Here is a 12136-nt window from a genome sequence, read left to right as displayed (position 1 = left end):
TCGGGGCCGGGCCGCCGATCACAGGCGGCCGTTCCACAGCGGCAGCTGCATCTGCCACATCGCCAGCCCCTGGGCGACGAGGGCCAGCAGCAGCACGGCCAGGTGCACGCGGCGCGTCCAGGGCGCGTCACGCCAGGTCCGCAGCACCCAGAGGGCCAGCACCGGCACGCACGCCATCTGCACCCAGGCCCAGACCTGGGCCCAGCGCAGCGTGGCCAGCCCCGGTCCGCCCATCAGCGTCGCGAAGGTGCCGCCGCCGGCGATGGCCAGCCAGGCCAGTCCCGCGGCGGGCAACAGCAGCACGAGGGCGACCCCGCGCAGCGACCACCGGCCCGGCCAGTGCCGCAGCCGCTGCGGCCCCTGCAGGTGGCGTCGGGCCAGGCTGGCGATCGGCCAGGCCAGCAGGGCCAGGGCGGCCGCTGCCACGCTGAACCCACCCAGCCCCACCAGCCAGTAGGGCCGCTGCGTCCACCGCGCCGGCTGCCAGACCGAGACTCCGACCTGCGTGCCGACCGTCGTGGTGCCATCAGCGGCCTGCTGGACGTAGAGATGCCGGCGCGGCTCCTCCTCGGCCTGCCACACGCCCTCGCCCACGCGGACGAAATGCAGCGGGCGGCCGTCCCGTCCCTCGAAGTGGTTGCCGAGCAGCCGCCCCTGGGCATCCGCCTGCAGGTGCAACGCGGAGGCCAGCGCGGCGCCGTAGAAGGGATGGGACTCGCCACGGCGGCTGTCGATGTACCAGCCTGCCAGGCGCTCGGCGGCGCCGGCCTGCGGCTGCGCGGTCTGGAGCGCCGTGGTGCCCACATAGCGGGCCATGAGCCGGGCGATCAGGTCCGAGCGCAGGGTCTGCTCGCTCAGGCTGTTCTGCGCGATGAACACGCCCAGCCCGCGTGAGGGCATCAGGTACAGCCCGGCATGGAACCACTGCGTGTCCCCGCCGTGGCCGAGCACCTGCACCGGCCAGCCGCCTTCCTCGTAGAAGCCCAGGCCGACGAAGGGCGCCTCCGGCCGCAGGCGCGTCTGCGGGGAGAGCATCTGCCGCAGAGAGGCCGGCTGCAATACGGGTGCGCCGCCGGCCAGCATCGACTGCATGAAGCGCGCCATGTCGGTCGCCGTGGCCGAGAGCGATCCCGCCGGTGCAAGGTTGATGGTCTCGAAGGCCTGCGCCTTGCCGCTCGCGTTCTCGAAGCCCGCGGACATCTGCGGCGCCAGCGCGGGCGGCAGCGGCTGGGCGAAGCTGCTGTGCGCCATGCCCAGGGGCTGGAGCACGCGCTGCTGCACATAGGCGTCGAAGGACAGGCCGCTGACGCGCTGGACGATGTAGCCGGCCAGCGTCACGCCATAGTTGGAATAGGCCGGCGTCGTGCCCGCCGGATAGAGCCGGGCCGGCACGTTGCGCACCAGGTGCTCGCGCAGGGGCGCGGGCTGTGGCGACGAGGCCCAGGCGTCGCGGTAGCCGTCCTCGAAGCCGGCCGTGTGCGAGGCCAGGTGGCGCAGGGTGATGGCGGGCGTCCGACCGTCGGCCGTCGGCGGCGCCGGCGGCAGCGGGAAGTCCAGGTAGCGCTGCACGTCGGCGTCGAGGTCGAGCTGGCCCTGCTCCACGAGCTGCATCACGGCCACCCAGGTGAACAGTTTGGAGATGGAGCCCACGCGGAACAGCGTCCGGTCCGCCTGCACGGGCTGGCGGCGCTCCGCATCGGTGAAGCCGTAGCCGCGCGCCGTGAGCAGCTGCCCGTCCTTCACCACGGCCACCACGGCCCCCTGGATGCCGGCGCGCTGCAACTCGCGGGGCACATAGCCGTCGAGGAAGGCGTCGAGGTCGGCCGCCGTCAGGGCCTGCACAGGCGCGGCGGGCGGCGGCTCGGCCGCCTGCGCGGGGCCCCATGACCAGGCCATTGCCAGCACCAGGCCGCACAGGGCCCCTCTCATTCGTCGCATGGCCACGTCTTCTCCTTGCCAGCCTCCCCGGCCGGTTGGAGCGGCATGCTAGTGAGCAGCCGCCGCGGCGCCAGCGGCTTGCGACCAAGTGGCAGATTCGCCGACCAGACCGCCCGGATTCGCCGCCGGGCCGTCTGGGCGGCAGGGGCAAGGGAGGCGGCACACCGGGGCCCTGACTTCACGGCAAGGGCCGCCCGGCGCGGCAGAATCCGGCCTCCCCGATCCATCGCCTGGCCATGTCAGCTCCTTCCGACCCCTCCGCCCCCCGCCGCGGCGCCCGCTGGGCCACCATCCATGCGATCCGCACCCGGACCATGGTGGTGTCGATCTGCGCGCTCGCCGCCACGCTGTGGCAGGGCTATGCCCTCCAGAAGCACAACCGGCTGATGGTGCAGCCCATCCTGGATCACGAGATCAACACCGAGCTCGACGGCGGCTGGATGATCCTGGTCCAGAACAGCGGCCTCGGCCCGGCGCGCGTCACCGAGGCCGACATCCGGGTGGACGGCCGGCCCGTGCACAGCACGGTGGAGGCGGTCCAGGCCCTCGGGCTCGACGGCCGCTGCATGGGCACCGGCAGCCTGGTGCACTTCTACCGTGTCAACCAGCGCCAGCAGGTCCTGTCCTCCGCAGGCGAGGCCTGCAAGATGAACAGCACGCAGCTGCAGGCCCTGCTCAAGCGCCTGTCGATCACGCTGCGCTACGAGTCGCTCTACGGCGACACGGCCACGCACCGGGTGCTCTGAGCCCGCCAGGGCGGCACCCGCGGCAGGATCAGCGACCCGGAAACGCCCATCGCATCCCGCGCACCATCGCGCTGGGGAAGACGGAGAGGTGGTCCTCGTCCGGCACGATCTGCCGCTGCACCTGGAGACCCGGCAGCTGTCGCAGCGCGCGCTCGAAGCGGCGGGTGTTGCCGACGATGTCGCCGTCCGCCTCCACGCCCGGGCGCGGCCGGCGGCCCGGCGCGGACTGCTCCCGCTCGCCCGCCAGCAGCAGCACCTGCGCCTTCAGCGGCTGGCGGCGGGCCGCCCGCGCGTCGGCCTCGCGCAGCAGCCGCTCCTGGTCGAACCACAGCGAGGGGCTGCTGAGGATGTAGCGCTGGAAGAGATCCGTGTGATGCAGCAGCACATGCGCCCCGAAGAGGCCGCCGTAGGAGTGACCGGCGAAGTAGCGGCGCGCGGGATCGGCCTGCGGCACATGGGCGGCAAGGTAGGGCAGCACCTCCTCGCGCAGGAAACGCACATAGGCCTCGGCCTCGCCGTAGCGCACGCTGCTGTCCTCGGCGGCGGAGGCGCGCTGGCTGGGTGTGTAGTCCCGGTTGCGGCTCACCGTGGGGCTGTCGCCCACGGCATAGGACAGGCCGACCAGCACCATCTGCTGCGCCTGCAGGCCCTCATGCGAGAGGCGCCGCGCCATCGCATGGATCACCGGAAAGCCCACTGGCGCGTCGGTCACGAAGAGCAGGGGATGGCGAGCGCCGGCCGGCGTTGCGGGCGGCAGGCCGATGTAGAGCTCGTAGTCCCGCTGCAGCACGCGCGAGTGCAGGCGGTGGACCTCGGTGCGCTCGAGCGCATAGGGGGCGGGCTGGGCGCCGACGGGCGGCGTGCCCCACAGCGGCAGCAGGCAGATCAGGCCGAGGACCAGGTTCAGGAGACGGTGCATGGCGGAGCGAGGACAGGTGGGTCGGGCATGCGGCAGCCCGGGCCGGGCATGCCGGCCCGTCTGCACGGGCGGGGTGGGAAGGCGCCGGCTCAGCGGCCCAGGGAGCGGCGAATGGCGGCGGCGTCCTTGAGGCGCTGTGCCGAGCCGTCGGCGTCCAGCAGCACGACGGTGACGGCCTTGCCGGCCTCCTTCATGCGCATGGTCAGGCAGCGGCCCGCCTCCTCGGTGTAGCCGGTCTTGGACAGGAGGATGTCCCAGCCCTTGCGGCCCACGAGGCGGTTGGTGTTGTGGAACTCGCGCGCCTGGCCGTTGACCGGCAGCTTGGCGCGGGCGCTGCTGGTGATGGCGTTGATCTCCTGGTAGCGGCTCGCGGCCGCGGCAATGCGCGCCATCTCGCTGGCCGTCGAGACGTTCTCCGGCGAGAGTCCGGTGGGCTCCTGGATCACGGTGTGCTGCAGGCCCAGGCTCTGGAGCTTGCGCCGCACGGCCTGCCGGAAGCCCTCGAGCCCGCCCGGGTAGGCCCGCGCCAGCGCGGAGGCGGCGCGGTTCTCGGAGGACATCAGCGCCAGCTTGAGCGCCACCTCGCGCGGCAGCCGGGCGCCCACCTTGAGATAGGACGCGCTGTGCTTGAGGCGGTCGACATCCGCGTCCTCGATGCGCAGCTGCTCCTGCGGGTCCTGGCGGGCGTCCAGCACGACCATGGCCGTCACCAGCTTGGTCAGCGAGGCGATGGGCACGGTCTCGTCGGCGTTCTTGGCCATCAGCACGCGGCCGCTGCCCTCCTCGATCACCATGGCATGGCGCGCGTTGACGGGCAGGCGCCAGCCGGTGTTGACGCTGGCGGGCGGGGCCGCCAGTACGGCGGTGGCGGCGGTGGCGGCGGTGGCGTCGGGCAGCGGCAGGGAGGCCGGCGCGGAGACCGGCGCGGCGGGTGCCGAGGGCGCCGGCTGGGGCAGAGCGGCCACCACGGCCGGCTCGGCCTCGACCCGGGCGTTGACCTTGGCCTGTGCCTGGGCCAGCAGGCCGCCCAGCGCCACGAGCAGCGTCGGCAGGGCCAGCTTCCAGGCCGGCAGGCGCTCGCGCGGCTGCAGCAGGCCGCGCACCCGGCGCAGCAGCAGGCCGCCGCGGCTGCCCTGGGCCGCCTGGACCAGGGGCATGGACGGCAGCGGGTGCTGCAGCCAGGCCTCGTCATCCGGCCGGGCCGCCTGCAGCTGCCAGTCGTTCAACTGCTGGAGCGCGCGGGCCAGGTCGCGGGGCTGGGGCAGGGCCTGGGCCGCGAGAGCGTCGGCCACCTGCTCGCGCTCGATCCGCATGCGTTCGGACAGCCACCACACGACCGGGTGGAAGAACAGCAGCGCCTCCGCCAGGCTTTGCAGCAGGTTGATGCCGTAGTCCCAGCGGCGCACATGGGCCAGCTCGTGGGCCAGCAGCGCCTCCACGAGCGGCGGTGGCAGGTGGCTCAGCAGGCTGCACGGCAGGATCACCAGCGGCCGCCACAGGCCCAGAGCCACCGGGCCAGTGACGCGGTCCGAGAGCAGCAGCCGCACGGGACGGCGCAGGCCCAGGCGGCGGGCCAGCTGCTCCAGGCGGACCTGCCACGCGGCCGGCGCCGGGCAGGCCTCGCGGCGCAGCCCCCGCACCCACCACAGGCCACCTGCCAGGCGCAGGCTCATCAGCAGCACGCCCACGCCCCAGGCCAGCACCACCTGCGGCATGAGCTCGGTCATGGCCTGCATCCACAGCAGCTCACTGCTGAATTCGAGCGCCTGCTCCAGCTCGCCCGGCGCGGCCGCCCAGGCCTGCCAGCAGGCGCTCAGCGGCAGTGCCAGGCACCACAGCAGGCCCAGCCCGCAGACCAGGTAGCGGTGGCGTGCCGGCGCCTGGGCCAGCAGGCGCAGGGCCCCGGCGATCAGCAGGCCGATCAGCGCGCCCTGCCAGACGAAGTTCAGCAGCGCCCAGCCCAGCGCGGGCAGCCAGGGCAGGGAATCGAGAAGTTCCAGCATCGCGCTCACGCCTCGTCCCCCTGCAGCAGGCGACGGATCTCGTCACGCTCCTTGCGGCTGACATGGCCCTTGAGCGCGGCCATCACCAGCGCCTTGCCCGAGCCGGCGAAGGCCTTGGCGATGAGGTCCTTGAGCAGATGGGTCTGCAGCGTCTGCTGGGCCTGGGCGGCCGCGTACTGGTGCGGCCGGCAGGCTTCGTCGCGCTCGACGAGGCCCTTGGCATGCATCAGCTGCAGCTGGCGCAGCACGGTGGCGTAGCTGGCCTCGGGGCGCTCGGCGAGCAGGGCCTCGTGGACCTGCCGGGCATCGGCCGCACCGATGCGCCAGAGCACGCGCAGGAGATCCAGCTCGGCAGGCGTCGGCTTGGGAGCCGGCGCCGCGGAAAGGGGGGACGCTGTCTTCATGGCGGGCAGCATAGCCGCATCTAGAACAACCTGTCTAGAACTTTTCTTCTGAAACCGGATGCTTCAGGCCTCAAGCATCGGGCCGCCGGACTCGGGGCGTCAGTTGGCGCCCTGCCCGGCCAGGCGCCAGTCGTCCCGGGTCATGCCGTAGAACTCTCCGTCGAGGTACTCGCCGGCGCAGAACACCACGCCACGCATCAGGCCCTCGCAATGGAAGCCCGCCTTCTGCGCCACGCGGGCGGAGGCCAGGTTGTCGGGCGAGAGGCTGCAGCACAGGCGGTGGATGGGCAGGCTGCGGAAGAGATAGTCCACCAGCGCGCGGGCGCCGGCCGCGCCGTAGCCCTGGTTGCGGTCGGCGGGGTCGAACACCGTCCAGCCGATCTCCCGGGCCGTGGAGTAGCGGTGGGCCGGGAAGTGCACGACGTCGCCCACGACGCGCCCCTCGGCGTTGACGATCATCAGGCGCTCCATGTCCTCGCTGGAGAAGCCGTTCTCGCGGAAGCGCTGCCACAGCGTGGCGGGCGACGTGATCCGGCTGGGCAGGAAGGCGCCGCGCCAGGCGGGATCCGTCACGGCGCGGATCAGCAGCGGCATGTCGGACTCCGTGACATGCCGCAGGGTGACGGCAGGCGGGACGGCGGGGGCGGGGGATGTGGAGCTCATGAGGGCGTGCCGATCCGGCAGGAGGGGGTCAGGCGGCGCACCGCACCGAAATGAGGCGCGGGCGCGGGGCTTGCATTGCGGGCAGGAGTGTCGCCACGCGCCCCTGCGCTGACAAGCCGTGCTTTCCTGCCCTTCTTCAATCCCCCATGCGGGGCCCGGATTGGCCACACTCTGTCAGCGAGTGCCGGGGGCTCTGCCCCTAGAATCGCGCCGAAACGAGGACAGCAGTCCCCTGCCCACACATGAAACTCATCGGTTCCCTTACCAGTCCCTACGTCCGCAAGGTCCGCATCGTGATGGCGGAGAAGAAGCTCGACTACCAGTTCGTGCTGGAAGACGTCTGGGCGTCCGATGCCATCATGAAGATGAACCCGCTGGGCAAGGTGCCCTGCCTGGTCATGGAAGGGCAGGACTCCATCAGCGGTGCGGTCTTCGACTCGCGCGTGATCGTGGAGTATGTGGACACGCTGTCGCCCGTGGGCAAGCTCATTCCCGAGCGTGGCCGCGAGCGCACCGAGGTCCGCACCTGGGAGGCCCTGGCCGACGGCCTGCTGGACGCCGCCATCCTCGCCCGCATGGAACAGACCTGGTCCGGCCGCACCGAGGCCCAGCGCAGCGCCGCCTGGATCGATCGCCAGCTGGAAAAGATGGAAGCCGCCCTCAAGGCCATGAGCCTCGGCCTGGGCGAGAAGCCCTGGTGCTCGGGCAACCACTTCAGCCTCGCGGACATCGCCACCGGCTGCGCCCTGGCCTACCTGGACTTCCGCTTCCCCGCCATCACGTGGCGTGAGGACCACCCGAACCTGGCGCGTCACCTCGCCAAGCTGGGCACGCGCCAGAGCTTCATCGACACGGCACCGCCCAGCGCCTGAGCGCCGTGGGCGCGTGACGCGTCAGATCGGGGTCAGGCCGGGAGCAGGCAGCGGTCGCCGCCCGCCATCACATGGGCCGGCGGGCACAGCGCATGCAACTTGCGATAGAGGCGGGCGATGCGGCGCTCCACCTCCTCACGCAGCACGTACCACGCGTCGGCGATCTCCTCGACCAGCAGGCCGTGGGACAGCAGGCTCAGCAGGGCCTGCTCCGCGCGGCTGATGAGGCTCAGCATCGCCAGGGGCTGACGGTCCAGCCCGGCCTCGAGGCGGCGAGCCTCGCTCACGGGCCGGCGCGGGGCGCCGAAGCTGTGCAGCGCCTCCCGCGCGATCGCCGGGGACATGCGCGCCCGCCCCTGCTCCAGCGCCTGCAGGCTGTCCTGCAGGCTGGGGCCGCGGGGCTGGTCCAGGTGATAGGCATGGCCGCCGCTGCTGAGCGTGGGGAAGAGCGTCAGCTCATCGACCGCGTCGCTGATCAGCAGCACGCGCGGGCGCACGACGCCGGGTGGCAGGGCGCTCAGCTGCTGGAGCAGGCAGCTGGCATGGCCGTCGCTCAGGTGCAGATCGCTGACCAGATAGGCCGGCATGGCATGCCGCAGGCTGGCGGCCGCCTCCTGCCAGTGCTGGCTGGTGCCGAGGCACTGCCAGCCGGTGTCCGCCAAGTCCAGCGCCGCGCGCTGCAGGGAGCGCTGGCTGTGGCGAAGCAGGAAGACCGAGGACATGGGCGCGGACGGGAACGGCGACAGGGAAGGACGGGCCGGCACGACGGGCGTGCAATTCGTTACAAGCCGCGGATTCTCCCCAATCGGAGGGCCTTGACCACCCCGCAGGCGCGGGGCTCGGCACGGATGCTGATCCGCGTCAAAGCCCGTGGAAGCCGCGGCGCAACGGGCGCGCCGGCTCGAAGCTGGCCGCGCTGGCCATGGGCCAGTAGGTCTTGAACACGGCACCCGGCAGCTCGCCCTCCAGCAGGGCGCCGGGCCGCACGAAGGGCAGCAGCGTGGTCAGCAGCCGCACCTCGTGCGGGCTGATGCGGTGGACGATGTGGTTCGCGCTGATCTCGCCCGGATGCAGGAGCCCCGCCGCCTGCACCAGCTCCTGCAGCGCGTGCAGCGTGTTGCGGTGGAAGCGGTAGACACGCTCGGCCTTGTCCGGCACGACGAGCGCCTGCTGGCGCAGCGGGTCCTGCGTGGTGACCCCCGTGGGGCAGCTGCCGGTATGGCAGGCCTGCGCCTGGATGCAGCCCAGCGCAAACATGAAGCCCCGCGCCGAGTTGCACCAGTCGGCGCCGAGCGCCATCGCGCGGGCGATGTCGAAGGCACTGACGACCTTGCCCGCGCAGCCGATGCGCACCCGCTCGCGCAGCCCGAGGCCCTCCAGCGTGTTGTGCACCAGCAGCAGCCCTTCCTGCAGCGGCGCGCCGACGTGGTCCGTGAACTCCAGGGGCGCGGCGCCCGTGCCGCCCTCGGCGCCGTCCACCACGATGAAGTCCGGCACGATGCCGGTCTCCTGCATGGCCTTGGCCAGGGCGAACCACTCCCAGGGGTGGCCGATGCACAGCTTGAAGCCCACCGGCTTGTCGCCCGAGAGCCGGCGCAGCTCGGCGATGAAGTGCATCAGCTCCATCGGCGTCGAGAAGGCCGTGTGGGCAGCCGGCGAGTTGCAGTCCTCGCCCACGGGCACGCCGCGCGTGGCGGCGATCTCCGGCGTCACCTTCGCGCCGGGCAGCACCCCGCCGTGGCCCGGCTTCGCGCCCTGGCTGAGCTTGATCTCGATGAGCTTGACCTGCGGGTCGTTCGCGTTGGCCGCGAACTTCTCCGGGTCGAAGCGCCCCTCCGGCGTGCGGCAGCCGAAGTAGCCGGAGCCGATCTCCCAGATCAGGTCTCCGCCGTGCTGGCGGTGGTAGGGGCTGATGGAGCCCTCGCCCGTGTCATGCGCGAAGCCGCCCTGCCTCGCCCCGGCGTTGAGCGCGAGGATGGCGTTGGCCGACAGCGCGCCGAAGCTCATCGCGGAGATGTTGAACACGCTGGCCGAGTAGGGCTGCGCGCGTTCCTCGCCGATGGTGATGCGGAAGTCGTGGCCCGGCAGCACGGTGGGCTGCATGGAGTGGTTGATCCATTCGTAGCCCGCGGCGCCGACGTCCTTCTGCGTGCCGAAGGGGCGCTTGTCGGGCTCGCCCTTGGCGCGCTGGTAGACGAGCGATCGCTGCTGGCGGGAGAAGGGCGTGGCCTCGTTGTCGGCCTCGATGAAGTACTGCCGCATCTCCGGCCGGATGTACTCCAGCAGGAAGCGCAGGTGCCCGATCACTGGGTAGTTGCGCAGGACCGCCCGCTTGGTCTGGCGCACGTCGCGGAAGCCCAGCAGGCTCAGGCCCATGAAGAGGATGAACCATGGCCAGGCCGGCCAGAAGTACCAGGTGCCCACGGCGCTGAGCACCGCACCCAGGCCGCACAGCCACCAGCTGAGGTAACGCAGGGGGAAGAAGTCGTCGACGGTTCTGAGCCAGGGCAGCATGCGGGAGGTCTCCTCGGGCGCGGGGCGCCGTGGGGCCGCAAGACCCGACCCCACGGCGCCCGGCAAGCCTGCAGTGCAGCACCAAAGCGCGTCGCTGTCACGCTGCATCGCAATGGCTTTGCTCACACGCCACAGCCGGCGGCTTGCTGCACAATCGGCGCGCATCAAGAACTGCGCCGAGCGCGCGCCCAACCTGGAGGAATCGCATGGGCATCAAGACCCTCGTCTCACCTGTCTGGTGGCTGCTGAAGAAGATCTGGTGGGTGGTGGACGGCATGCGCCGTGCGCTGTTCAACCTCATCCTGCTGCTGTTGCTGATCGCCCTGATCTGGGGCCTCGTCAGCGGCGGCCCCAAGCCCCTGACCGACAAGAGCACCCTGGTGCTGGGCTTCGAGGGCCCGCTGGTGGAGCAGTTCTCCGGCTCGGCCCGCGACCAGGCGATGAACCAGCTGCAGGGCATCGAGCCCAAGCAGGTGCGCCTGCGCGACGTGCTGACCGCCCTGGATGCCGCCGGCAAGGACGCCCGGATCGGCCAGGTCCTGCTGGACCTCGACGGCTTCAGCGGCGCCGGCCTCGCCGGCCTGCACGAGGTCGCGGCGGCCCTGCAGCGCTTCAAGGCCAGCGGCAAGAAGGTGCTGGCCTACGGGGACAACTACAGCCAGCGCGCCTACTACCTGGCCGCCCAGGCCGACGAGATCTTCATCCACCCGATGGGCGGCGTGATGATGGAAGGCTTCGGCCGCCAGCGCCTGTACTACAAGGACGCCCTGGAGCGCGTGGGCGTCACGCCCAACCTGCTGCGCGTGGGCACCTACAAGAGCGCGGGCGAACCCTATATCGCCAACGCACCGTCCCCGGCGTCGTTGGAAGCGGAAAGCTACCTCTACAACGAGCTCTGGAACGGTTTCCTGGCCGATATCGAGAAGGCCCGCAAGCTGGAGGCCGGCAGCCTGGCCCGCAGCATCGAGCAGGCCGACAAGGACCTGGCCGCCGTGCGCGGTGACCTCGCCAAGCTGGCCCTGCAGCAGAAGCTGGTGGACGGCATCAAGACGCGCGACGAAGTCCGCGCCCTGCTGATGCAGCGCGGCGCCAAGGACGAGAAGGGCCACAGCTTCGCCCGCGTCAGCCTGGGTGACTACCTTGCCCGCCAGAAGCCCGCGCTGCCCGTCGGCCCCGCCGTGGGCGTGGTCGTGGCCCAGGGCGAGATCAAGGACGGCAGCGCCGCCCCCGGCACCATCGGCGGCGACTCCACCGCCGAGCTGATCCGCCAGGCCCGCGAGGACGAGCAGGTCAAGGCCGTCGTGCTGCGCGTGAACTCGCCCGGCGGCAGCGCCTTCGCCTCGGAGATCATCCGCCGCGAGCTGGAGCTGACCCAGAAGGCCGGCAAGCCCGTGGTCATCTCGATGGGTGACGTCGCGGCCTCGGGTGGCTACTGGATCTCCATGTCCTCCGACGAAGTGATCGCCGACGCCGGCACCATCACCGGCTCCATCGGCGTCTTCGCGCTGCTGCCCACGGGCGAGAAGCTCATGGACAAGCTCTCCCTGCACACCGGCGGCTACACCACGACCTGGCTGGGCAAGGGCTACGACTTCCGCACCGGCCTCGACGCACGCATGGCCTCGGCCGTCCAGAGCAGCATCCAGCACATCTACGACGAGTTCACCGGCAAGGCCGCACAGGCCCGCAAGAAGAAGGTCGAGGAGATCGATGCCGTGGCCCAGGGCCGCGTCTGGACCGGCAAGCAGGCGCTGGAGCGCGGTCTCGTCGACCGCCTGGGCAGCCTCGACGACGCCATCCAGGCCGCCGCCAAGCGCGCCAAGCTCGACGCCAAGCCGCGTGTGAGCTACATCGAGAAGGAACCCGGCAAGCTCGAGAAGCTGCTCGAGAGCCTGGGCAGCGCCCTGGCCCCGAACATTGCCGCCTCCGTGCGCGCGCAGCTGGGCTTCCAGGTGCCGGCCGGCGTGATGCAGTCGCAGCAGGAGCTGGCCATGGTCAGCGAGCTGCTGGAGGGCCGCAAGCCCTTCTCGACCACCGTGCACTGCCTGTGCACGGCCCCCTGATCCTCGGAGGAGCC

At 71.6% G+C, this 12136-nt stretch carries 10 protein-coding genes; 3 read left to right on the top strand and 7 right to left on the bottom strand.

What is annotated here, in order from left to right:
• Positions 1-18 precede the first annotated feature (18 nt).
• Positions 19-1938: a serine hydrolase domain-containing protein gene (locus QRD43_RS03895; RefSeq protein ID WP_285981160.1), complete on the bottom strand. Its 1920-nt coding sequence runs from the start codon at positions 1936-1938 to the stop codon at positions 19-21.
• Positions 1939-2174: 236 nt separating this feature from the next.
• Between QRD43_RS03895 and QRD43_RS03890 the strand changes: the two genes are divergently transcribed.
• The gene (locus QRD43_RS03890; protein WP_285981159.1) at positions 2175-2684 is read left to right on the top strand and encodes a hypothetical protein; all 510 of its coding nucleotides are present in this window, start codon (positions 2175-2177) and stop codon (positions 2682-2684) included.
• Between the two features lie 28 nt (positions 2685-2712).
• On the opposite strand, the gene QRD43_RS03885 is transcribed toward QRD43_RS03890, so the two are convergent.
• The 4 genes from QRD43_RS03885 to QRD43_RS03870 form a co-directional block, all read right to left on the bottom strand.
• The gene (locus QRD43_RS03885; protein WP_285981158.1) at positions 2713-3603 is read right to left on the bottom strand and encodes an alpha/beta hydrolase; all 891 of its coding nucleotides are present in this window, start codon (positions 3601-3603) and stop codon (positions 2713-2715) included.
• An 89-nt stretch (positions 3604-3692) separates the two neighbouring features.
• Complete coding sequence (locus QRD43_RS03880) at positions 3693-5606, bottom strand: M56 family metallopeptidase (RefSeq protein ID WP_285981157.1); 1914 nt, start codon at positions 5604-5606, stop codon at positions 3693-3695.
• A 5-nt stretch (positions 5607-5611) separates the two neighbouring features.
• The gene (locus tag QRD43_RS03875; RefSeq protein ID WP_285981156.1) at positions 5612-6010 is read right to left on the bottom strand and encodes a BlaI/MecI/CopY family transcriptional regulator; all 399 of its coding nucleotides are present in this window, start codon (positions 6008-6010) and stop codon (positions 5612-5614) included.
• Positions 6011-6109: 99 nt separating this feature from the next.
• Positions 6110-6673: a GNAT family N-acetyltransferase gene (locus QRD43_RS03870; protein ID WP_285981155.1), complete on the bottom strand. Its 564-nt coding sequence runs from the start codon at positions 6671-6673 to the stop codon at positions 6110-6112.
• Positions 6674-6915: 242 nt separating this feature from the next.
• On the opposite strand from QRD43_RS03870, the gene QRD43_RS03865 reads away from it, so the two are divergent.
• Entirely contained in the window at positions 6916-7545 is a 630-nt protein-coding gene (locus QRD43_RS03865; RefSeq protein WP_285981154.1) for a glutathione S-transferase family protein, read from the top strand.
• A 32-nt stretch (positions 7546-7577) separates the two neighbouring features.
• Here QRD43_RS03865 and QRD43_RS03860 read toward each other — a convergent pair whose 3' ends face one another.
• On the bottom strand, positions 7578-8267 hold the full coding sequence (locus QRD43_RS03860; protein WP_285981153.1) for a response regulator: 690 nt from the start codon (positions 8265-8267) through the stop codon (positions 7578-7580).
• 139 nt (positions 8268-8406) lie between these two features.
• Positions 8407-10059, bottom strand: coding sequence for an FMN-binding glutamate synthase family protein (locus QRD43_RS03855; protein ID WP_285981152.1), 1653 nt, complete (start codon positions 10057-10059; stop codon positions 8407-8409).
• A 206-nt stretch (positions 10060-10265) separates the two neighbouring features.
• On the opposite strand from QRD43_RS03855, the gene sppA reads away from it, so the two are divergent.
• Positions 10266-12122 (top strand): signal peptide peptidase SppA, encoded by a 1857-nt coding sequence (sppA, locus tag QRD43_RS03850; protein WP_285981151.1) that lies wholly within the window; start codon positions 10266-10268, stop codon positions 12120-12122.
• Positions 12123-12136 lie beyond the last annotated feature (14 nt).

Origin of the sequence: Roseateles subflavus (assembly GCF_030285365.1) — a bacterium.
GTDB lineage: Bacteria > Pseudomonadota > Gammaproteobacteria > Burkholderiales > Burkholderiaceae_C > Roseateles_B > Roseateles_B subflavus.
The sequence above is the reverse complement of the archived record's forward strand: the minus strand, read 5'-3'. Positions and strand labels throughout refer to the sequence as shown.